This is a genomic window from Streptomyces pathocidini, from assembly GCF_001418495.1.
Classification (GTDB): domain Bacteria; phylum Actinomycetota; class Actinomycetes; order Streptomycetales; family Streptomycetaceae; genus Streptomyces; species Streptomyces pathocidini.
The window spans coordinates 1-22,195 of record NZ_LIQY01000156.1; the positions used below are offsets into that span (position 1 = coordinate 1).

19 protein-coding genes are annotated in these 22,195 nt (G+C 71.9%); 10 read left to right on the plus strand and 9 right to left on the minus strand.

Annotated elements, in window-relative coordinates:
* Nucleotides 1–371 precede the first annotated feature (371 nt).
* The gene (locus AOK16_RS09560) at nt 372–704 is read left to right on the plus strand and encodes a WhiB family transcriptional regulator (protein WP_055471816.1); all 333 of its coding nucleotides are present in this window, start codon (nt 372–374) and stop codon (nt 702–704) included.
* A 116-nt stretch (nt 705–820) separates the two neighbouring features.
* Here AOK16_RS09560 and bagB read toward each other — a convergent pair whose 3' ends face one another.
* Nucleotides 821–2,221, minus strand: a complete 1,401-nt coding sequence (gene bagB / locus AOK16_RS09565; protein ID WP_055471832.1) for an ATPase BagB — start codon at nt 2,219–2,221, stop codon at nt 821–823.
* A gap of 74 nt (nt 2,222–2,295) precedes the next feature.
* Nucleotides 2,296–3,288 (minus strand): ATPase BagA, encoded by a 993-nt coding sequence (gene bagA / locus AOK16_RS09570; RefSeq protein WP_055471817.1) that lies wholly within the window; start codon nt 3,286–3,288, stop codon nt 2,296–2,298.
* 173 nt (nt 3,289–3,461) lie between these two features.
* Between bagA and AOK16_RS26425 the strand changes: the two genes are divergently transcribed.
* The 4 genes from AOK16_RS26425 (at nt 3,462) to AOK16_RS09585 (ending at nt 5,856) form a co-directional block, all read left to right on the plus strand.
* Complete coding sequence (locus AOK16_RS26425) at nt 3,462–3,620, plus strand: Sp36 family protein (protein ID WP_003967454.1); 159 nt, start codon at nt 3,462–3,464, stop codon at nt 3,618–3,620.
* Nucleotides 3,620–4,084, plus strand: a complete 465-nt coding sequence (locus AOK16_RS09575; RefSeq protein ID WP_055471818.1) for a RidA family protein — start codon at nt 3,620–3,622, stop codon at nt 4,082–4,084. Before AOK16_RS26425 ends, AOK16_RS09575 begins: the two co-directional genes overlap by 1 nt.
* Before the next feature lie 63 nt (nt 4,085–4,147).
* Nucleotides 4,148–5,029 (plus strand): NUDIX hydrolase, encoded by an 882-nt coding sequence (locus AOK16_RS09580; protein WP_055471819.1) that lies wholly within the window; start codon nt 4,148–4,150, stop codon nt 5,027–5,029.
* Nucleotides 5,026–5,856, plus strand: coding sequence for an MBL fold metallo-hydrolase (locus AOK16_RS09585; protein WP_055471820.1), 831 nt, complete (start codon nt 5,026–5,028; stop codon nt 5,854–5,856). Before AOK16_RS09580 ends, AOK16_RS09585 begins: the two co-directional genes overlap by 4 nt.
* Nucleotides 5,857–6,008: 152 nt before the next feature.
* On the opposite strand, the gene AOK16_RS09590 is transcribed toward AOK16_RS09585, so the two are convergent.
* Nucleotides 6,009–6,683: a Crp/Fnr family transcriptional regulator gene (locus AOK16_RS09590; RefSeq protein ID WP_055471821.1), complete on the minus strand. Its 675-nt coding sequence runs from the start codon at nt 6,681–6,683 to the stop codon at nt 6,009–6,011.
* A 250-nt stretch (nt 6,684–6,933) separates the two neighbouring features.
* On the opposite strand from AOK16_RS09590, the gene nth reads away from it, so the two are divergent.
* From nth to AOK16_RS09605, 3 genes are all read left to right on the plus strand, one after another.
* Nucleotides 6,934–7,770, plus strand: coding sequence for an endonuclease III (nth, locus tag AOK16_RS09595; RefSeq protein WP_055471822.1), 837 nt, complete (start codon nt 6,934–6,936; stop codon nt 7,768–7,770).
* Nucleotides 7,767–8,525, plus strand: a complete 759-nt coding sequence (locus tag AOK16_RS09600; protein WP_055471823.1) for an NUDIX hydrolase — start codon at nt 7,767–7,769, stop codon at nt 8,523–8,525. Before nth ends, AOK16_RS09600 begins: the two co-directional genes overlap by 4 nt.
* 97 nt (nt 8,526–8,622) lie before the next feature.
* Nucleotides 8,623–9,822: a MarP family serine protease gene (locus tag AOK16_RS09605; protein WP_055471824.1), complete on the plus strand. Its 1,200-nt coding sequence runs from the start codon at nt 8,623–8,625 to the stop codon at nt 9,820–9,822.
* 538 nt (nt 9,823–10,360) lie between these two features.
* Here AOK16_RS09605 and AOK16_RS09610 read toward each other — a convergent pair.
* The 5 genes from AOK16_RS09610 to AOK16_RS09630 all read right to left on the minus strand — a co-directional run bounded on the left by AOK16_RS09610 (nt 10,361) and on the right by AOK16_RS09630 (nt 17,954).
* A complete protein-coding gene (locus tag AOK16_RS09610; RefSeq protein WP_055471825.1) occupies nt 10,361–11,287 on the minus strand; it encodes an alpha/beta fold hydrolase in 927 nt (308 codons plus the stop codon).
* A complete protein-coding gene (locus AOK16_RS09615; protein WP_055471826.1) occupies nt 11,284–11,742 on the minus strand; it encodes a phage holin family protein in 459 nt (152 codons plus the stop codon). The genes AOK16_RS09610 and AOK16_RS09615 overlap by 4 nt, the downstream gene beginning before the upstream one ends.
* A gap of 74 nt (nt 11,743–11,816) precedes the next feature.
* Nucleotides 11,817–13,211 carry a Na+/H+ antiporter NhaA gene (gene nhaA, locus AOK16_RS09620; RefSeq protein WP_055471827.1) on the minus strand — a complete coding sequence of 465 codons (1,395 nt, stop codon included), beginning with the start codon at nt 13,209–13,211 and terminating at the stop codon, nt 11,817–11,819.
* 209 nt (nt 13,212–13,420) lie between these two features.
* Nucleotides 13,421–15,406, minus strand: a complete 1,986-nt coding sequence (gene acs, locus AOK16_RS09625) for an acetate--CoA ligase (RefSeq protein ID WP_055471828.1) — start codon at nt 15,404–15,406, stop codon at nt 13,421–13,423.
* Between the two features lie 151 nt (nt 15,407–15,557).
* Entirely contained in the window at nt 15,558–17,954 is a 2,397-nt protein-coding gene (locus AOK16_RS09630; RefSeq protein WP_079101217.1) for a SulP family inorganic anion transporter, read from the minus strand.
* Between the two features lie 295 nt (nt 17,955–18,249).
* Here AOK16_RS09630 and AOK16_RS09635 point away from each other — a divergent pair, with 295 nt between their 5' ends.
* Nucleotides 18,250–19,551 (plus strand): polysaccharide deacetylase family protein, encoded by a 1,302-nt coding sequence (locus AOK16_RS09635; RefSeq protein ID WP_055471829.1) that lies wholly within the window; start codon nt 18,250–18,252, stop codon nt 19,549–19,551.
* Here the strand turns inward: AOK16_RS09635 and AOK16_RS09640 are convergent.
* Nucleotides 19,535–20,554, minus strand: coding sequence for an ATP-binding protein (locus AOK16_RS09640; protein ID WP_055471833.1), 1,020 nt, complete (start codon nt 20,552–20,554; stop codon nt 19,535–19,537). The genes AOK16_RS09635 and AOK16_RS09640 overlap by 17 nt on opposite strands.
* Before the next feature lie 99 nt (nt 20,555–20,653).
* Here AOK16_RS09640 and AOK16_RS29225 point away from each other — a divergent pair, with 99 nt between their 5' ends.
* Nucleotides 20,654–21,397 carry an oxidoreductase gene (locus tag AOK16_RS29225; RefSeq protein ID WP_420865374.1) on the plus strand — a complete coding sequence of 248 codons (744 nt, stop codon included), beginning with the start codon at nt 20,654–20,656 and terminating at the stop codon, nt 21,395–21,397.
* Nucleotides 21,398–22,195: the final 798 nt, after the last annotated feature.

The following is a 22,195-nucleotide window of genomic DNA, read 5'->3' on the forward strand; positions in this document are numbered from 1 at the left end:
CGCTCGGGCGGGGGCACCGGTTCCGGTGCCCCCGCCCGAGCGCGTCTTGGTCATGGGGGGCAGCCTACGTTCTCAATCGCCGGACAGGCGCCGAGCCCTTGGCCTAAGCTGTTTCCGACGGTGACGGTGCCCCGTATCCGCCTCGCGTCCCTCTCTCCGTCTCGTACCGGTTTGTCCGGTGCGTGACCTATGTCCCCGCCTCACTCCGGTGGGTGATCTGCCGCGTACGCATAGTCCGTTCGGGCCATTCAAGATTGGGCCCGCGGGGGCTGTTGCGCCCTGCCCGCCTTCCGTAACGTCCTCAACTGGCAACGGTGAATATGCCGCTGCCGCCGTGGGGGAGCCTCGATTCGGGAGAGGACGGCGCCAGCATGAGCTGGGTAACCGACTGGAGTACAAAGGCAGCCTGCCGCACAACTGATCCGGATGAACTGTTCGTTCAGGGTGCGGCACAGAACAGGGCGAAGGCGGTGTGCACCGGCTGTCCGGTGCGTACCGAGTGTCTGGCCGACGCACTCGACAACCGCGTCGAGTTCGGCGTATGGGGTGGCATGACCGAGCGGGAGCGGAGGGCGCTGCTGCGCCGCCGGCCCACCGTCACCTCCTGGCGCAGACTGCTGGAGACCGCGCGTACGGAATACGAGCGCAGCGCGGGCATCCTGCCTGTGGAGATGGACGACGAGGACTACGCGGCGGCGGGTTAGCCCGGGCTGGGGTGAACCAACCGCCGGGTTGAACCAACTGCTGGTTGAACCAACCTGGGCTATGCCGGGCTGGGTTGAACCCGGGCCGGACCAGGCTGGGTTCAACCAGGTTGGCGTCAAACCGGGTTGGGCCCACCCGCCGCGAGTCGCTCACCGATGGCGCGCAGCCCCGCGAGGTCGTGGACATCGCCGGGCAGCGCGGCCACTTCGGCCACCGGCACCTCCGGGTGCAGGGCGGTGAAGCGGTCGCGCGTGCGCTGTTCGCGGGCGATCACCTGCATGCGTTCGGCGTGCAGCCGCAGGAGCCCGGCCGCGAGCACCTCGGCGGCGTCCGGCTCACCCGCGCTGCGTGCGCTCTCGTACGGTGTGTGGTTCGGCCCTTCGTGGTCCGCGTGCTCTGGGTGGTCCGTGTGGTCTCCGTGATCCGCGTGGTCTGAGTGGTCCGGCTCTGAGTGGTCCGCGTGGTCTTCGTGGTGTGCGCGCTGTGCCGACTCGTGCTGTCCCTGGTCCTGTTCGCCCTCCGCGGTGGGGGAGCCACAATCGGGCGTACGAGTGCCAGCTTGCCCGTACATCTGATCCACAATGCGGCTCTCGTCAAGATTTTCCGCGGCGGCGATCGCCCGCTCCGCGCTCAGCCCGGCGGCCCCGCTGCCGTGCACGCGGTTGAGCACGAGCCCGGCCAGCGGCATGTCCTTCGCGGCCAGCCGCTCGACGAAGTACGCGGCCTCGCGCAGCGCGTCCCGCTCGGGCGCCGCGACCACCAGAAAGGCCGTGCCGGGGGCCTGCAGGAGCCGGTACGTGGCGTCGGCGCGGGTGCGGAAGCCGCCGAACATCGTGTCCATGGCGGCCACGAACGTCTGGACGTCCCGCAGGAGTTGGGCCCCCATGAGCTTGTCGAGGGTGCCGGTCATCATCGACATGCCGACGTTGAGGAACTTCAACCCCGCCCGCCCGCCGATCTTGGCGGGGGCCATCAGCATCTTGATGAACCGGCCGTCCAGGAAGGACCCGAGGCGCTTGGGGGCATCCAGGAAGTCCAGCGCGGAGCGGCTCGGCGGGGTGTCCACGATGATCAGGTCCCACTCGTCGCGGGCGCGGAGCTGGCCGAGCTTCTCCATGGCCATGTACTCCTGCGTGCCCGCGAAGCCGGCCGACAGCGACTGGTAGAAGGGGTTCTCCAGGATCGCCCTGGCCCGCTCCGGGTCCGCGTGCGCCTCGACGATCTCGTCGAACGTCCGCTTCATGTCCAGCATCATGGCGTGCAGTCGGCCCTCGCCCCGGATGCCGTCTACCTGCCTGGGGGTGTTGTCGAGCGAGGCGATCCCCATGGACTGGGCGAGGCGGCGGGCCGGGTCGATGGTGAGCACGACGGCCTTCCGGCCGCGCTCGGCGGCGCGTACGCCCAGGGCGGCGGCCGTCGTGGTCTTGCCGACGCCGCCGGAGCCGCAGCAGACGATGATCCGGGTGGCCGGGTCGTCGACGAGCGGATCGGTCTCCAGGAGCGGGACCCCTCCCAGGGCCGGGCCTCCCGAGGCTTCCGGGGCCGGGCCTCCTGGGTTGTCCTCGGTCTCCGAACCCCGCACCGTCGTGGTCACGAACCCTCCTCCGCCACGCCCTGCTTCCGCAGATCCGCCGCCAGGCGGTAGAGCCCGGCGAGGTCGCCGCCGTCGCCGAGGAACTCCAACTCGTAGGCGGGCAGCCCCAGTCCGGCCAGTTCGGCGCGCTGCTCCCGTTCGAGTCCGAGCCGCTCGGCGTGCTCCCTGGCCTGTTCCAGCAGCGGCCCGACCAGCCGCTCCGCGTGCCCGCCGCGCCGCGCGCCGCCCAGCCCCGCCTGGGAGAGGGCCTTGGCCACGTCCGTACGGCGGTGGCCCTCGGCGGCGCGCACGGCCTCGGCGTCGAGGATGCGCGGGCGCACCATGTTGATGACGATCCCGCCCACCGGCAGGCCCGCCTCGCGCAGCTCGGCGACGCCGTCCACGGTCTCCTGGACCGGCATCTCCTCCAGCAGCGTCACCAAGTGCACCGCCGTGTCCTGGGACTTGAGGACCCGCATGACCGCCTGGGCCTGGTTGTGTATAGGGCCGATCCTGGCCAGCCCCGCCACTTCGTCGTTGACGTTGAGGAAGCGGGTGACCCGGCCGGTCGGCGGGGCGTCCATGACGACGGAGTCGTACACCGGGCGGCCGTCCCGGCCCTTGCGGCGTACGGCCTCGCACGCCTTGCCGGTCAGCAGGACGTCGCGCAGGCCCGGGGCGATGGTCGTGGCGAAGTCGATCGCGCCGATCTTCTTCAGGGCGCGGCCCGCGCTGCCCAGCTTGTAGAACATCTGGAGGTAGTCCAGGAGGGCGCGTTCGGCGTCTATCGCCAGCGCGTAGACCTCGCCGGAGCCGCCCGGGGCCACGGCGATCTTCCGCTCCTCGTAGGGCAGCGCCTCGGTCTCGAAGAGCTGGGCGATCCCCTGCCGCCCCTCGACCTCGACCAGCAGGGTCCGCTTCCCCTCGGCGGCGAGGGCCAGCGCGAGGGCCGCGGCGACCGTGGTCTTGCCGGTGCCGCCCTTGCCGGTCACGACATGGAGCCTGGTCATGATTCGGAGCCTAACCAGTCGGCGGGCGCGCTACGCACGGGACCGGCTCCGTACGGGACGGGCTTCGCGTACGGCCCGGGCAGCGGTGCTCATGTACGGGCCCGGGTACGGGGCTTGCCTACGGGCCCGGGCGGGCGCGGGGGCTGTCGGTGGCAGGCATTACAGTCGGCACCATGACCAAGTGGGAATACGCGACCGTGCCGCTGCTCGTCCATGCCACCAAGCAGATCCTCGACACCTGGGGCGAGGACGGCTGGGAGCTCGTCCAGGTCGTGCCGGGTCCGAACAACCCGGAGCAGCTGGTGGCCTACCTCAAGCGGGAGAAGGCCTGATGAGCACCGTCGAGAAGAAGCTCGCCGAGCTCGGGCTGAAGCTGCCCGAGGTGGCCGCGCCGCTCGCCTCCTACGTGCCGGCGCTGCGCTCGGGCTCGTACGTCTTCACCTCCGGCCAGCTGCCGATCGTGGAGGGCAGCCTCGCGGCGACCGGCAAGGTCGGCGGCGAGGTCAGCCCGGAGCGGGCCAAGGAGCTGGCGGGCACGTGCGCGCTGAACGCGCTGGCCGCGGTCAAGTCGGTCGTCGGCGACCTGGACCGGATCGCGCGGGTCGTGAAGGTGGTCGGCTTCGTCGCCTCCACGCCGGAGTTCACCGGGCAGCCGGGCGTCATCAACGGCGCGAGCGAGCTGCTGGGCGAGGTGCTGGGCGACAAGGGCGTGCACGCGCGGAGCGCGGTGGGCGTCGCGGTGCTGCCGCTGGACGCGCCGGTCGAGGTCGAGATCCAGGTCGAGCTGGCGGACTGAGGTCGGTGGGCCCGGCTTCCGGGCCCACTCGAACATCCGGGCGGCAGCGCATAGCATCCGCCCATGTCCCGTGAGAGCGGCCGTGGAGACGGCCAGTGGTACCCGCCGGAGTGGCCGGAGCGGATCCGGGCGCTGGCGAACGGCGAGCTGACGCCGGTGACCCCGCGCCGGGCCGCCACCGTCCTGCTGCTCGGCGACACCGCGGACGGCCCCACCGTCCACATGCTGCGCAGACGCGCCTCCATGGCCTTCGCCGCGGGCGCGTACGCGTATCCGGGAGGCTCCGTGGACCCGCGCGACGAGCGGCCGGTCGGCTGGGCCGGGCCCTCGCCAGCGGTGTGGGCCGAACGGCTGGGCACGGACGGGGAGGCGGCGCAGGCCATCGTCTGCGCGGCGGTCCGCGAGACCTTCGAGGAGGCGGGCGTGCTGCTCGCCGGGGACTCCGCGGAGACCGTCGTCGCGGACACCACGGGCGCGGACTGGGAGGCGGACCGGGCGGCGCTCGTGGCCCGCGACCTGTCCTTCGCCGAGCTCCTGGCGCGGCGCGGCCTGGTCGTGCGCAGCGATCTGCTGAGCTGCTGGGCGCGCTGGATCACCCCGGAGTTCGAGCGGCGCCGCTACGACACCTGGTTCTTCGTGGCCGCGCTGCCGCGGGGCCAGCGGACCCGGAACGCCTCGACCGAGGCGGACCGCACGGTCTGGATCCGCCCGGCGGAGGCCGCGGCGGGCTACGACCGGGGCGAACTGCTGATGATGCCGCCGACCATCGCGACGCTGCGCGAGGTGGCGTCGTACGGCTCGGCCGCCGAGGTGCTGGCGGCGGCCGCCGGGCGCGACCTGGCGCCCGTACTGGCGCGGGCCGAACTGCGCGGCGGGGAGATCGTGCTGAGCTGGCCGGGCCACGAGGAGTTCACCCAGCACATCGCATCGGGGGCGGGTTCATGACGTACGCGGAATCCCTGCCGGGGCAGCCGCGCGGCGGCGCGATCGGCGGCGCGGCCACCGCGCGGGCCGTGTGCGTCCTGGCGCCCAACCCGTCCGCGATGACGCTGGAGGGCACCAACACCTGGATCGTCGCCGAGCCGGACTCGGACCTCGCGGTCGTCATCGACCCCGGCCCGCTCGACGAGTCCCACCTGTCGGTCGTCATCGCCACCGCCGAGCACGCGGGCAGGCGCGTCGCGCTGACCCTCCTGACCCATGGCCACCCCGACCACGCGGAGGGCGCGGCCCGCTTCGCGGAGCTGACGCGTACGAAGGTACGGGCCCTGGACCCGGCGCTGCGGCTCGGCGACGAGGGCCTGGCCGAGGGCGACGTGGTGACCACGGGCGGCCTGGAGCTGCGGATCGTGCCCACCCCCGGCCACACCGCCGACTCGCTCTCCTTCCACCTCCCGGCCGACGCTGCGGTCCTGACCGGCGACACGGTCCTGGGCCGGGGCACGACGGTGGTCGCCCACCCGGACGGCCGCCTGGGCGACTACCTCGACTCGCTGCGCCGGCTGCGCTCCCTGGCGGTGGACGACGGCGTCGGCACGGTCCTCCCGGGCCACGGCCCGGTCCTCGAAGACGCCCGCGGCGCCATCGAGTTCTACCTCGCCCACCGCGCCAACCGCCTGGCCCAGGTGGAGACGGCCGTCGAGGCGGGCCACCGCACGCCGGACGAGGTCGTCGCCCACGTCTACGCGGACGTGGACCGCTCCCTGTGGCCCGCCGCCCACCTCTCGGTCCGGGCCCAACTGGACTACCTGCGGGAGCACGGGCTGATCTGAGGGGCGGGCGCGCTCCTGCCGTGGGCGGCGCCGTACAGAGCCCGGCGTGAACCGCCGGCGCCCACGCCGCAACACGAAGGGCTGCGCAACACGGGGCCTGCGCAACACAAAGGGGCCCGTCAACCGACGGGCCCCTTCGGTGCGTTGAGACGTCAGCGCGAGCGCTTCGCCAGCCGCTCGACGTCCAGCAGGATCACGGCGCGGGCCTCCAGACGGAGCCAGCCGCGGCCCGCGAAGTCGGCCAGCGCCTTGTTGACCGTCTCGCGGGAGGCGCCGACCAGCTGGGCCAGCTCCTCCTGGGTCAGGTCGTGGACGACGTGGATGCCCTCCTCGGACTGCACGCCGAACCGGCGAGAGAGGTCCAGCAGGGCCTTCGCGACGCGGCCGGGCACATCCGAGAAGACCAGGTCGGACATGGAGTCGTTGGTACGGCGCAGCCGGCGGGCCACGGCGCGCAGCAGCGCGGTGGCCACCTCGGGCCGGGCGTTGAGCCAGGGCTGGAGGTCGCCGTGGCCGAGGCCGAGCAGCTTGACCTCGGTGAGCGCGCTGGCCGTGGCCGTACGCGGTCCGGGGTCGAACAGGGAGAGCTCGCCGATGAGCTCGCCGGGGCCGAGCACCGCGAGCATGTTCTCGCGGCCGTCGGGGGAGGTGCGGTGCAGCTTCACCTTGCCCTCGGTGACCACGTACAGGCGGTCGCCCGGGTCACCTTCGTGGAACAGGGCGTCGCCCCGCGCGAGGGTGGCCTCGCTCATCGAGGCGCGCAGCTCGGCGGCCTGCTCGTCGTCGAGCGCCGCGAAGAGCGGAGCGCGCCGGAGAACGTCGTCCACGGGATCTCTCCTTGTCGACATGCACAGGGGACCGTGGTCCCCATGATGCCGGACGGTAAAACTGTGTGATCAAACACAAGTGTGGCGCATCCCTCGCGGAAGCCCTACGGCAGGGGGCCGATTGGGGTGGCGATTCCATGCGGCTGGGCCGGATGTCGGTGCCGGGCTTTACTCTGGCCGAGTGTCCAATACGCCGGTGAGAGCACAGGACAAGGGGGCCGTACGAGTGGCCGAGCCGCGGAATTCCGCTGTGGGCGAACGCTCGTCCGCGAAAAAGAAAAGTGCGACAAAGGCGGCAAAAGGGCGAGCCGGTGGCGCCAAGCCCGAGTCCCACCTCGCTCTCGTCCGGCGCGCCCGCCGCATCAACCGCGAGCTCGCCGAGCTGTATCCGTACGCCCACCCGGAGCTGGACTTCGAGAACCCCTTCCAACTCCTGGTCGCCACGGTCCTCTCGGCCCAGACCACCGACCTGCGCGTCAACCAGACCACCCCGGACCTCTTCGCCGTCTACCCGACGCCCGAGGACCTCGCGGCGGCCCGCCCCGAGGAACTGGAGCAGATCATCCGGCCCACCGGCTTCTTCCGGGCCAAGGCCAAGTCGCTGATCGGGCTCTCCACCGCGCTGCGCGACAACTTCGGCGGCGAGGTGCCGGGCCGGCTGGAGGACCTGGTCACCCTCCCCGGCGTCGGCCGCAAGACGGCGAACGTCGTGCTCGGCAACGCCTTCGGCGTCCCCGGCCTCACCGTGGACACCCACTTCGGGCGGCTCGTGCGGCGCTGGAAGTGGACCGTGCAGGAGGACCCGGAGAAGGTCGAAGCCGAGATCGCCGAGCTCTTCCCCAAGAGCGACTGGACCATGCTCTCGCACCGGATCATCTTCCACGGCCGCCGCGTCTGCCACTCCCGTAAACCCGCCTGCGGCGCCTGCCCGATCGCCCCGCTCTGCCCGGCGTACGGCGAGGGCGAGACCGACCCGGAGAAGGCGCGGAAGCTGCTGAAGTACGAGCTGGGCGGGCGCCCCGGCCAGCGCCTGAAGCCCCCGTCGGACTACCCGGGCGAGCCTGCCCCGCCGCTGGGGGCGGAATGACCCGTTCCTCGGAGCCGGCCGCCCACGCCGTCGGCGCGCAGGCCAAGGACGCGCAGGCCAAGGACGCGCACGCCCCCCGCGCCCGGACCGCTCCCGTCGAGGTCACCGCGGCCGGCCTGCCCGCGTGGCTGGAGCCGGTGGCCGACGCCGCGCGGACCGTCGCCCCGCACCAGCTCAGCCGCTTCCTGCCGCCCGAGTCCGGCGGCCGCCCCTCCGCCGTACTGATCCTCTTCGGCGAGGGCGCGGACGGGCCCGAGTTGCTCCTGATGGAGCGGGCCGGAACCCTGCGGTCCCACGCGGGCCAGCCCTCGTTCCCCGGCGGCGCGCTCGACCCCGAGGACGGCGACCCGCGGACCTCGGGCCCGCTGCGCGCCGCCCTCCGCGAGGCCCGCGAGGAGACCGGGCTCGACCCGTCCGGCGTGCAGCTCTTCGGCGTGCTGCCGAGCCTCTACATCCCGGTGAGCCGTTTCGTCGTCACCCCCGTGCTGGGCTGGTGGCGCACCCCGAGCCCCGTCTCGCCGGTCGACCCCGCCGAGACGGCCCGGGTGTTCACGGTCCCCGTCGCGGAGCTCACCGACCCGGCCAACCGGGCCTCCGCCGTCCACCCCAGCGGCCACCACGGCCCCGCCTTCCTCGTGCGGGAAGCAGTGGTCTGGGGCTTCACGGCCGGGGTGATCGACCGGCTGCTGCACTACGCGGGATGGGAGCGGCCGTGGGACCGCTCGAAGCAGGTCCCGCTCGACGGGCGCTCATGACCCGCATGAGACGGTGTCCTCCCGACCCAGGACAGGTCCTTGCGACCTCCTGTGGAGTCCCCGGACCGGTGGCGACGTACATGCGAGGCAACTTTCGGTGAATGTGCTGGACATCCTGCTGCTGCTCGCCGCCGTGTGGTTCGCGATCGTCGGCTACCGCCAGGGATTCGTCGTCGGCATCCTGTCGGTGATCGGCTTCATCGGCGGCGGCCTCGTCGCGGTGTACCTGCTGCCGGTGATCTGGAACGAGCTCACCGAGGACGCCACCCCCGGAACGGGCGCCGCCGTGGCGGCCGTTGTCGTGGTGATCGTCTGCGCCTCGGTCGGCCAGGCCTTCACCACCCACCTCGGCAACAAGCTGCGCCGGCACATCACGTGGTCGCCCGCTCGCGCCCTGGACGCGACCGGCGGCGCGCTCGTCAACGTCCTCGCCATGCTGCTGGTGGCCTGGCTCATCGGCTCGGCCCTGGCCGGCACCTCGCTGCCCACGCTGGGCAAGGAGGTCCGCAGCTCCAAGGTGCTGCTGGGCGTCTCGCGGATCATCCCGCAGACCGCCAACACCTGGTTCGCCGACTTCAGCTCGGTCCTCGCGCAGAACGGCTACCCGCAGGTCTTCAGTCCGTTCTCCAACGAGCCCATCACCTCCGTCCCCGCCCCCGACCCGCGCCTGGCCACCAGCCCGGTCGCCACCCGCGCCCAGCAGTCCATCGTCAAGGTCGTCGGCACGGCGCCCGGCTGCGGCAAGGTGCTGGAGGGCACCGGCTTCGTCTTCGCCCCGCACCGCGTGATGACCAACGCCCACGTGGTGGGCGGTGTGGACGAGCCGACCGTCCAGATCGGCGGCGAGGGCAGGCTCTACGACGCGACCGTCGTCCTCTACGACTGGAAGCGCGACATCGCCGTCCTCGACGTCCCCTCACTCCGGGCGCCCGTCCTGGAGTTCACCGAGGGCGACGCCCACAGCGGCGACGGCGCGATCGTCGCGGGCTTCCCGGAGAACGGCGCCTTCGACGTGCGAGCGGCCCGCATCCGCGGCCGTATCCAGGCCAACGGCCCGGACATCTACCACCGCTCCACCGTCAGCCGTGACGTCTACTCCCTCTACGCCACGGTCCGGCAGGGCAACTCCGGCGGCCCGCTGCTCACCCCGGACGGCAAGGTGTACGGCGTGGTCTTCGCCAAGTCTCTCGACGACGCGAACACCGGGTACGCGCTGACGGCGGACGAGGTGCGCGAGGACATCACCAAGGGCCGTACGGCAGACCGGCAGGTCGACAGCCAGGGCTGCGCGCTCTAGCGGACGGCCAGGGCTGGCTCAAACAGCCGGGGCGGCGGGCTCAAGCAGACAGGGCTGCGCGCTCAAACGGGCAGGGCTGCGGGCTCAAGCGGCCTTCGGCGTCCTCCGGTGGCGGCAGGACGTGCCGGGGCCGGCGCGTCCTGGAACACGGCCTAGCCGCGGGGATGGCGCAGCCGCGCCGACACCCAGCGGGCGCGGCGGCGCAGGATGCGCGGAATGCCCAGCTGGAGATCGGTCATCCGGCCGGGACGCCCCGGGCCCACCACCCCCCGAGGGGAGGTGGCGCGCGCCGCCGAGGCGCTTCGGTTGCGAACTGCGGTGTCCCGGGGAGAGGCCCCCGGACTCCCGGCGTCGCGGGAGTCGTACGTCCAACCCATACGGAGAAGCGTGCCCGTGCCCCATGGTCGATAACCGCGCCCATGGGGGCCAATTGGCCTATGCGGCGGGCAATTGGCGTTCGTAGGAAGGGTGTGCGAGCAGGGCCCGGGGGCCGCACCGTACACCCCCCGATGGCCTGGGACGAGACCGGCGAAGGGCCTCAGCGGTCGGGTTCGGGGTCCTTCAGCCAGTTGATGAGCTCGTTCGAGAAGGCTGCCGGGTCCTCCTCGTGCGGGAAGTGCCCCAGACCGTCGAACAGCCGCCAGCGGTACGGCGCTTCGACGTACTCCCCGGAACCGGCCGCGCTCCTGGTCCGCATCACCGGGTCGAGTGACCCGTGGAGATGCAGCGTCGGCACCCGCACCGGCCGCTTCATCCGCCGGTTGAACTGGATGCCGTCGGGCCGGGCCAGCGAGCGCACCAGCCACCGGTACGGCTCGACCGAGCAGTGCGCGGTCGACGGGATGCACATCGCGCGCCGGTAGGCCGCCAGCGCCCCCTCCTCGGGCGGCCGCGGCCCCGACCACTCCCGGATCAGCTCGCCGACCAGCGCCCCGTCGTCCGCGGTCAGCCGCCGCTCGGGGATCCACGGCCGCTGGAAGCCCCAGATATGGCTGCTCGCGGCGGACTGCCGGGCGTCGGCGACCATGGCCGAGCGCCAGCGCCGCGGGTGCGGCATCGAGCAGACCGCCAGCCGCCGTACGAGCTTGGGCCGCATCACGGCGGCCGTCCACGCCAGATAGCCGCCCAGGTCGTGGCCGACGAGCGCGGCGTCGGGCTCGCCGAGGGAGCGGATCACCCCGGTCACGTCCAGTGCCAGGTTGGCCGGGTCGTAGCCCCGCGGCGTACGGTCGCTGCCGCCCACCCCGCGCAGGTCCATGGCCACTGCCCGGAACCCCGCGTCGGCGAGCGCCGTCAGCTGGTGGCGCCAGGACCACCAGAACTGCGGGAAGCCGTGGAGCAGCAGCACCAGCGGGCCGTCGCCCGCCTCGGCGATGTGGAACCGGGCGCCGTTGGCGGCCACGTCCCGGTGCGTCCAGGGACCTTCGAGGCGTACGACCGAGGCTGAGGTGTCGGGGACCGTCATACCGTCGAGCGTGTCACAGTCGCGCCCGCCGGACGCGAGCCGTTCGCCGTACGCGGATGGGGTTTCACGCCCTGCAGCACGGCGGCCGTCTCCTTGGCGGAGGCGATGGACTTCTGCGGCGGCTTGACCTTCTTGAACTTGGCGACCGCGAACAGGCCGAGCAGCGCGGCCAGTACGAGATAGGCCGCGCCGACGATGAGGAACGCCCAGGCCAGGCCAAGCCCCAGGTTGTGGATGCCGTAGGCGGCGGCGAAGCTCAGCACCGGCAGCGCGAAGAGGGCGAGCACACCGGCCGCGGTGATTGCCCCGCCGCCGATGCCCGCGCGCTTGACGTCCTGCCGGATCTCGGCCTTGGCCAGCGCGATCTCGTCGTGCACCAGGGCCGACAGATCGGCCGTGGCCGCGGCCACCAGCTTGCCGAGGCTGCGGTCGCCGTCCTGCTCGGCTGCGCTCATCGCTGCATCCCTCTTCTCTTCTCGCTCCACCGCTGCGCCGGTCGCCAGCTGTCTCCCGGCTCTCTGCCCTCAGATCATGCCGGACTGGTGCCCTCGGCGCGCCGGCCTGCGGCCACTTCGGCAAGGCGCCGGTGCTCGGCGGCCTTCTCCTCGAAGATGGCGGCCATGCGCAGGTGGTAGCCCGGGTCGTCCAGCTCGTAGATGTCGGGGATGCCGTCGTGGTCCTCGTCCCGCTCCTCGTCGTCGCAGAGCTTCTTGTACTGCACGTCCCGCATCTTGAGCAGCACGGTCGCCAGCACCGCCGCTATCAGCGAGCCGATCAGCACGGCTGCCTTGACCTCGCCAACCAGGACGGGGTTGTCGGGGAAGGCGAGTTCGCCGATCAGGAGGGAGACGGTGAAGCCGATGCCGGCGAGCGAGGCGACGGCGAACACGTCCGCCCAGGCCAGGTCCTCGTTCAGCTCGGCCTTGGTGAAGCGCGCGGCCAGCCAGGAGCCGCCGAAGACACCGACGGTCTTGCCCGCGACGAGGCCGAGCACGACGCCCAGCGGCTCGGGCTTGGTGAAGACATCGCCCAGCGCTTCCCCCGTGACCGTCACCCCGGCCGCGAACAGGGCGAACAGCGGCACCGCGAGACCGGCCGACAGGGGCCGGACGAGATGCTCGATGTGCTCGGCGGGCGAGTGCTTCTCGCCGTCCCGCACGGTGCAGCGCAGCATCAGGCCCATCGCGACACCGGCCACGGTCGCGTGCACCCCGCTGGCGTGCATCAGCGCCCAGATGACCAGCGCCAGCGGCACGTAGATGTACCACCCGCGTACGCCCTTGCGGTGCAGCAGCCAGAACAGCGCGAGGCCGACGAAGGACCCGCCCAGGGCCGGCAGGTTGATGTGGCTGGTGAAGAAGACCGCGATGATCAGGATCGCGAAGAGGTCGTCGACGACGGCCAGGGTCAGCAGGAAGGCGCGCAGCGCGGACGGCAGCGAGGTGCCGATGACCGCGAGGACGGCCAGCGCGAACGCGATGTCGGTGGCCGTCGGCACGGCCCAGCCGCCCAGGTCGCCGCCGCCTCCGGAGTTCACGGCGAAGTAGAACAGGGCCGGGACGACCATGCCGCAGACCGCGGCGACCACCGGCAGCGCCGCGGCCTTCGGATCGCGCAGCTCGCCCGCGACCAGCTCGCGCTTGAGCTCGATGCCCGCGACGAAGAAGAAGATCGTGAGCAGGCCGTCCTGGGCCCAGCCCGAGACCGAGAGGTTCAGATGCAGCGACTCGGGGCCGAAGGAGAAGTCCCGCACGTCCCGGTAGAAGTCGCTCAGCGGGGTGTTCGCCATGATCAGCGCGGCGATCGCGGCGATCAGCAGCAGGACACCGCCGACGGTCTCGGCGCGGAGGGCGTCCGCCACGAACGTCCGCTCGGGGAGCGAGAGGCGTCCCAGGAACTTACGGCGGTTGGGGGGCGCGGCCACAGGTCGACCTCCGGTCGGGTTCAGCACGTTAAGGCCCCGGCCGAGTCACGGCAGGAGCACTTGCCGACCAGACTTCCCGGCACACCCTGAATTTTTGTCGCGATATTGACGCGACCGTGCCCAGTTTAGCCGGAACGGGTGAGGGGTGCGCCGCCGTGGCAGCGCACCCCTCACCCGATCAACGCTTCGACCTGCCCGGTTTTTCCCGCTCAGTCCTCGCTGGCGGTGGGCAGCTTGCTCTGGATCAGCTCCATGACGGAGGAGTCAGTGAGCGTGGTCACATCGCCCAGGGCCCGGTTCTCGGCCACGTCGCGCAGCAGGCGGCGCATGATCTTCCCGGAGCGGGTCTTGGGCAGCTCGGCCACCGGCAGGATCCGCTTGGGCTTGGCGATCGGGCCGAGCGCCTTCGCGACATGCGCCCGCAACTCCTCGACCAGGCCCTCGCTCTCGCTCGCGCTGCCGCGCAGGATGACGAAGGCGCAGATGGCCTGGGTGGTCTGCGGGTCTGTGGCGCCGACGACCGCGGCCTCGGCGACCTTGGGGTGCGAGACGAGGGCCGACTCGACCTCGGTGGTCGAGATGTTGTGACCGGAGACCAGCATCACGTCGTCCACCCGGCCGAGCAGCCAGATGTCGCCGTCGTCGTCCTTCTTGGCGCCGTCGCCGGCGAAGTAGCGCCACGCGACGCCAGTCGCAGATTGACCGGGGCCGAAGCGCGCCCAGTACGTGTCGAGGTAGCGCTGGTCGTCGCCCCAGATCGTGCGGAGCATGGATGGCCACGGCTCGGTCAGGACCAGGTAGCCGCCCGCGCCGTCCGGCACCTCGCGGGCCTCGTCGTCCACGACGGTCGCCGCGATGCCGGGCAGCGGTACCTGCGCCGAGCCCGGCTTGGTCTCGGTGACGCCCGGCAGCGGGCTGATCATGATGCCGCCGGTCTCGGTCTGCCACCAGGTGTCGACCACCGGCGTGCGGTCCGCGCCGATGTTCCTGCGGTACCAGACCCAGGCCTCGGGGTTGATCGGCTCGCCCACCGAGCCCAGCACGCGCAGGCTGCTCAGGTCGAACTTGGCCGGGATGTCATCGCCCCACTTCATGCAGGCGCGGATCGCGGTCGGCGCGGTGTAGAAGATCGTGACCCCGTACTTCTGCACGATCTCCCACCAGCGGCCCTGGTGCGGGGTGTCCGGGGTGCCCTCGTAGAGCACCTCGGTGGCACCGTTGGCCAGCGGCCCGTACACGATGTACGAGTGGCCGGTGACCCAGCCGACGTCGGCGGTGCACCAGTACACGTCCGACTCGGGCTTGAGGTCGAAGACGGCGTGGTGGGTGTACGCGACCTGCGTCAGATAGCCGCCGGTGGTGTGCAGGATGCCCTTGGGCTTACCGGTCGTGCCCGAGGTGTAGAGGATGAACAGCGGGTGCTCGGCGCCGAACGCCTCCGGCGTGTGCTGCTCGGACTGGCGGTCGACCAGCTCGTGCCACCACACGTCGCGGCCCTCGTGCCAGGCGGTCTCCTGCCCGGTGCGGCGGACGACCAGGACGCTGCGCACGTTCTCCGTGCCCGGCCGGGTCAGCGCCTCGTCCACGGCCGGCTTGAGCGCGGAGGGCTTGCCGCGGCGGTAGCCGCCGTCGGAGGTGATGACGACGCGGGCGTCGGCGTCCTGGATGCGGGTGGCGAGCGCGTCCGCGGAGAAGCCGCCGAAGACGACGGAGTGCGGGGCGCCGATGCGGGCGCAGGCCAGCATCGCCACGACCGCCTCCGGGATCATCGGCAGGTAGATCGCGACCCGGTCCCCGGCCTGGACACCAAGCTCGGTCAGGGCGTTGGCGGCCTTGGCGACCTCGCGCTGGAGGTCGGCGTAGGTGAGGCTGCGGGAGTCGCCCGGCTCGCCCTCGAAGTGGATGGCGACCCGGTCACCGAGCCCGTTCTCCACATGCCGGTCGACGCAGTTGTACGCGACGTTGAGCTTGCCGTCCGCGAACCACTTCGCGAAGGGCGGGTTGCTCCAGTCCAGCGTCTCGGTCGGCTCGGCGGCCCAGGTCAGCCGGCGGGCCTGCTCGGCCCAGAAACCGAGTCGGTCAGCCTTGGCCTGTTCGTACGCCTCCGCGGTGACGTTGGCGGCGGCGGCCAGGTCGGCGGGCGGCGCGAACCTGCGCTCCTCACGAAGCAGGTTGGCCAGGCTCTCGTTGCTCACGACTTCTCCCAATCCCAGGGTGACTTACGTGTGTCCCAGGCCATAGCTCACCAGTCCCCCGGGCCGTGTGACAAGGCCCTTCCCTGAAATTGGTTTAGACCTGTCTTTTCCGGGCCGCTGGGACGCCGATTTCACGCCACCGCCCGCTGGTTCAAGCCATGGTCTGCTCCCCGACGGAGGGGGCGACACGGGCGAAGACCTCGGCATCCTCGCCCAGGAGATACGCCTGCGCCTCGCCGACGTGGAAGTACATCCCGTGCAGCTCCAGCGACCCCTCGACCACCCTGCGCGCCACGGCCTCATGCGCCATCAGATGCTCCAACTGCTGCACCACATTGGCCAGGCACAACTTCTCCACCGCGTCCGCCGCCAGCCGATCGGCGATCCGCGGGCCCTCGCCCGTACGACCGCCTGGGCCCGCGCCCATCAGGCCGACGGGGACCGCTCCCGTCAGGCCGTCGGAGCCCACGCCCGTCAGGCCGCCGGGTCCCCTGCCGCCCGCCATCCGCTCCAGGCTGGGCCAGCCGTGCCGAAGCCAGCGCCACAGCGGGGTGCGCGGCTGCGGCCCGCCCTGCGCCGAGTCCAGCAGCGCCTGCATGGCACCGCAGCCGGAGTGCCCGCAGACCGTGATGCTGCTGACCTCGAGCACGTCCACCGCGTACTCGATGGCCGCGGCCACCGAGTCGTCCGAGCTCTCGGCGCCCGGCAGCGGCACCAGGTTGCCCACGTTCCGCACGGTGAACAGGTCACCCGGCCCGCTCGAGGTGATCATGCTGGTGACCAGCCGGGAGTCCGCGCAGGTCAGGAAGAGGTGCGAGGGGCGCTGGCCCTCTCGCGCCAGGCGGGCCAGTTCCTCGCGCACCAGCGGCGCGGTGTTCCGCTGGAACGCGCTGAGCCCGCTGGCGAGTTGGCGGTTCCCTCCGGATCCCTTGGCTCCGGTGGTCTGCTGCTCACCCGAGGCCGCCGGCTGGGTGCAGGCGTGGTTCCGCCAGGGCGTCCAGGGACGGCAGTGGTGTCCGCCCTCGGACGCGGGCTCGGCGATCCGCTGCCCGTCCCGGCCGGTGATCGTGACCGTCCCGCCGTGGGCCAGGTGCGCGTCCCGCCAGTGCTGCAGCGATTCGTACGCCGCGTGGTCCATGAAGGAGCCGTGCAGCTCCACGATCGCGTGGGCCTGGTCCGGCACCTGCCCCAGGGCGCGGCTCAGCCGCGGCACGGCGAGGAACGTCAACTGCCCCCGCACCCGCACCCGGTGGACACCCTCCGGCTCCTGCTCGACCGACACGCGCGTGTGGGCGAGCCGGTGCAGCGCGACCGCCACCGCCACGGCGATCCCGACCGCCACCCCCTCCAGGACCCCGGCCACCACCACACCCGCGACCGTCGCCGCGTAGACCGGGAACTCGCGGTGCCGGTGCACGTTGCGGATGTGCGCGAAGTTCAGCATCTGCACGCCGATGACCATGACCAGCGCGGCCAACGCGGCCAGCGGGATCAACTCCAGCGCTCCGACCAGCACCCCGGCCGCGAGCATCACCCACACCCCGTGCATTACCGTGGACCACCGGCTCACCGCCCCGGCTCGTACATTCGCCGCGCTGCGCACCGCGACCCCCGTGACCGGCAGTCCGCCCAGGGCACCGGAGACGATGTTGGCCGCGCCCTGCCCCCGCAGCTCCCGGTCGAGGTCCGCCCGTGGAACGCGGTGCTCCGACGCGCTCGGGCCCTTCCGGGCCGAGGCCAGCCTGTCGACGGCGACGGCCGACAGCAGCGACTCCACGCTCGCCACGAGCGTGATCGTGAGGACCGCGGCGGCAAGCCCCAGCAGCGGGCCGTGCGGCAGCTCCGGCAGCGCATGGCTGCGCCACGACGGCAGGTCGACCCGCGGCAGCTGCAGCCCGGCCAGCGCCGCGACCGCCGTCGCGACCAGCACCGCCGCCAGCGCTGCCGGTGCGGTCCGCAGCAGCCGCCCCCACTTCCCCGGCATCCGCGGCCACAGCAGCAGTACGGCGAGGGTGATCCCGCTGACCGACAGCGCGGCTGGGTGCGGGTCCATCAACTGCTCCGGCAGTTCGAGGGCGTTGGCGATCGCCGAGCTCTCCGGGCTGCCGCCCAGCACGATGTGCAGCTGAGCCAGCGCGATGGTCACGCCGATGCCCGCCAGCATCCCGTGCACGATCGCTGGGCTGATCGCCAGCGCGGACCGGGCCACGCGTACGCAGCCCAGGGCGATTTGGGCAAGTCCGGCCACCACGGTGAGGCCGCAGGTGACGCGCCAGCCGTAGGTCTGGATCAGGTCGGCGGTGATCACGGTCAGCCCGGCCGCGGGCCCGCTGACCTGGAGCGGAGCGCCGCCCAGTAACCCGACGACGATCCCGCCGACGGCCGCGGCAACCAGGCCGGCCTGCAGTGGCGCCCCGGTGGCCAGCGCGATGCCCAGGGAGAGGGGCAGCGCGATCAGGAAGACCGACACCGACGCGGACAGGTCGGCGGGGTGCGGGCGGAATCGGCGGCCGGGGCGGCCGAGCCGCGGGGGTGTGCGAGTGGTCATGGTCCCGTCTCCTCCGGAGTGCCGCGGTCGCGTTCAGGCGGCCGTGGATCACGGCGTACAGCGGCGGGGGGTGGCCGGCGGGGGTGGCCGGCGCAGGGTGGCGAATCCTCAACAATCAGTAAAGGGAGCGTAACGCAAGGTAAAGGCGGACGGGATAGTTCCACGGCATAACCTGCCGCGATTACTCCGAGTGAGTGAACTTGTCAGTTCTTCAGCCTGTCATATAAATCCTCTGTGTCGGTTATGTCACGGTGTGTCGGAGTTGTCTTGGCCTGCATCAGGGAGAGAGGTGGCTATGACAGCCCCGAGGAGAGTGATCCTTTGTGTCGCCACATCGGCGATGGCCCTAGCTGTCACCGGCTGTTCGGCCGAACTCAAGACGAAGTCACCACCCGACGACGAACAGAAGCGCCTCGCGGTCCCCGAGGGCGTGTCCGCCGACAAGATCCGGCTGATCGGCGACGGTTCGACCGCCGACACCGGCCGCCAGCCCCACCAGCCCCCCATCCGGAAGCTGAAGCCCGGCGAGAAGCCCCCGCAGTTCGTGGTTTTCTCCTGGGACGGCGCGGGCGAGGACAGCCAGCGGCTCTTCTCGCACTTCCGGGCGGTGGGCAACAAGTACGACGCGCGCATGACGTACTTCCTCAGCGGCGTCTACGTACTCCCCCAGGACAAGCGGAAGCTCTACGCCCCGCCGCAGCACTCGCGCGGCTCCTCGGACATCGGCTTCAACAACCTCAAGGGCATCCGCGCCACCCTGGAGCAGGTCCGGCTCGCCTGGCTGGAGGGCAATGAGATCGGCACCCACTTCAACGGCCACTTCTGCGGTCCCAACGGAGGGGTCGGCACCTGGTCGACGGCGGAGTGGAAGAGCGAGATCGAGCAGGCCGAGTTCTTCGTCAAGAACTGGCGCACCAACGCCGGGCTGGACAAGGCAGCGCCGCTCCCCTTCGACTACAGCAAGGAGCTGATCGGCGGGCGGGCCCCCTGCCTGGAGGGCCAGAAGAACCTCATCCCCGCGGCCAAGAAGATGGGCTTCCGCTACGACGCCAGCTCCTCCGGCGGCCGCCAGGTCTGGCCGTCGAAGTTGGGCGGCATCTGGAACTTCCCGCTCCAGGAAGTCCCCATGCCCGGCCGCGCCTTCGAGACGCTGTCCATGGACTACAACTTCCTCGCCAACCAGTCCGGGACGGTGCGCGGTGACCCGTCCAAGCACGCGATCTGGGGGAAGCAGATGCGCGACGGCCTGCTGGCGGCCTTCGACCGGGCCTACCACGGCAACCGCGCGCCCCTCTTCATCGGCAACCACTTCGAGTCCTGGAACGGCGGCACGTACATGCGCGCCATCGAGGACGTCATCAAGTCGGTCTGCAAGCGGGACGGCGTGCGCTGCGTGACCTTCAGGCAGCTCACCGACTGGATGGACGCGCAGGACCCGCAGGTGCTGGCCCGGCTGCGCGGCCTGGAGGTCGGCGAGGCACCGAAGGGGGGCTGGGCGGCCTTCATGAGCGCCCAGCCCGCGGCCCCCGCCGGGCCCGACTCCTCGGTCAGGAAGAAGGGCGGCAAGGGCGGGAAGTCGGTCAAGCGGGCTGACTGACAGCCTCGCCGGCCTCCGCGGGGACGCCCTCCCGCAGGTCTTCGTGGAGCGTGAAGGCGGGGTCGACCTGGGACGCCAGGTCGGCCCCCGTCTTCACGTTGCCCCAACTCTCCGCGTTCTTCAGATGGAAGTGGACCATCTGATGCGTGTAGCGCCCCCAGTCGCGCCGCTCGTACGAGGCGTCGGCGGTCTCATAAAGGGCCGCGAGCGCACGGCGGTTGGCGGGTTCGAGCGCCTCGAAGCGCGGCGGGTGGCCCTTCTCCATCGTCCGCACCCAGTCGGAGTGGCCGAAGGTCACGAGCAGGTCCTCGCCCACCTCGTCGCGCAGGAAGGCCACGTCGTCGGGGCCCTGCACCTTGTTGCCGACCACGTGCAGTGCGACGCCGAAGTCGCGGGCGTACTCCTTGTACTGGCGGTAGACCGCAATGCCCTTGCGGGTCGGCTCGGCCACCAGGAACGTCGTGTCGAAGCGGGTGAACATCCCGGAGGCGAAGGAGTCCGAGCCCGCCGTCATGTCGACGACGACGTATTCGTCGCGGCCGTCGACAAGATGGTTCAGGCACAGCTCGACCGCGCCGACCTTGGAGTGGTAGCAGGCGACGCCGAGGTCGGACTCGGTGAACGGGCCGGTCACCATCAGCCGCACGGCCGCCCCGTCCTCCAGCTGCACGGGCCGGGCGCAGGCCTCGTAGACCGGGTTGTCCTCGCGGATCCGCAGCAGACGGGAACCGCCGCCCGGCGGCGTGGTCTTGATCATGGTCTCGGTGGAGGCGACACGCGGGTTCGAGCCGCGCAGATAGTCCTTGATCAGCGGCAGCCGGGAGCCCATGGCGGGCAACGCGGCGGCCTCCTCCTCGTCGAGGCCGAGCGCGGGACCCAGGTGCTGGTTGATGTCCGCGTCCACGGCGATCACGGGAATGCGGGCCACGGCGAGATGGCGGATGAACAGTGAGGACAGCGTGGTCTTGCCGCTGCCGCCCTTCCCTACGAAAGCGATCTTCATGTTCAGCAAGATAGGTGGGTGAGTGTCCGGATACCGGATCTGCGTGAAGAAGACCACTCCAACGAGGGGTTGAGCCTGTCCGTGCGTAGGGTCGTGGCCATGAGTACTGAAGCCGATCCGCTCGCCGTTCTCGGAGGCCTCCCGGGTGTGGCCGACTCCGTGGACTCCGTGCGCAAGGCGGTCGACCGGGTCTACGGCCACCGGGTGATGCGCCGCCGCAGCAACGAGATCACCTCGGAGGCCGCGCTGCGCGGAGCGCGCGGCTCGGCTGCGCTCGCCGGGGCCGACTGGGCGCTGGAAGAGGTGCGCCGGCGCAGTGACTTCGGCGGCGAGGGCGAGCCGTGGACGGTCGGCGCGGCGCTGCGGCTCACGGCGGAGGCGGGCCAACTCCTCGGCGTCTGGCGGCAGTCACCGCTGCGGGCGCTCGCCCGGCTGCACCTGGTCGCGGCCGGGGGCGCGGTCCCGGACGAGACGGTCGGCCGGCCCCGCCTGACCGGCGAGTCGGTCACGGAACTGCCGCTGCCGGACGCGGACGATATGCAGGTGGCGCCGGTGGAACCGGCTCCGGCTTCTGGGGACGTCAGTTCTGAGGGCGCGGCTTCTGGGGATGCGGCTTCCGAGGGCGCCGCGTCGGCTGAGGCGGTCTTGCCGGAACCGGATGCTCCCCTCCCGGAGCGCGCCGGTGCGGCTGCGGTGGTACGAGGGCAACCGCGCCATGGAGCGGCAGGCGAGTGTCGCGGGTGTGCTGGGGCACTTGCGGGCCGTGGACGGGCTGGTGGCGCGGGCACTTGGTCTCGACGACCCGCTGGCCGCGCTCGACGCGTACGCCGCCGACCCGGGTAGCGCGCCGACCTCGCCGGTGGGGCGCACGGAGGCGTACTGGCGCACGGACCTGCCGGAGCGGCTGGGCTCGGTGCGCGAGCCGTGGCGCGAGCAGGTGCACACATTGATCCGCACGGTGTCCTTCGCGGGCGGCGGCGTCTCGCAACTGGCGGTCCCCTACGGGAAGTTCGACCTTCCGCTGCGGGACTCGCTGGTGGACCGGGCGTTCGAGACGTGGGTGCACGCGTGGGACATCGCGGAGGCGGTGCACTACCCGTACGATCCGCCGTCCGCCGGGAGTCTGCGGCTGATGATCGACCTCGCGGTGCGGTTGCTGCCAGGGGCGCTGGCGCAGCGGCGCCGGGCCGGACTGGCGGGCCCCGCCCGCCGGTTGGTGGCGGCGGGGTCGCCCGGGCGCACGCTCCACCTGGAGGTGGAGGGCAGCGGCGGCGGCCACTGGTTCATCGCCCTCGACTCCCCGGGCGCGAAGGCGTCCCCGGACGAGGAGGTGGCCCATGTCGCCCTGGACGCCTCCGAGTTCTGCCAGTTGGCTGCGGGGCATGTGGAGCCGCTGGAGGCTGCCGCCGGCCAGGAGGGCGACCGCGAGGCCATCCACGACGTCCTGTCCGCCACAGCGGCCCTCTCCCGCCTGTAGGGCCGGGGGCCCTGGCTCAGCCCGAGTTGTGGGCCGCGGTCCGGCCGTCGTCGTGGGCCAGCCCCGCCGGGCTGTGGGGCGGGGCCCGGTGGGCCATGGTTCGGCCCTCGTCCTGGGCCAGCGCCGCCGCGCTGTGGGCAGGCGTTCGCCCTGCGGCGGGCGGG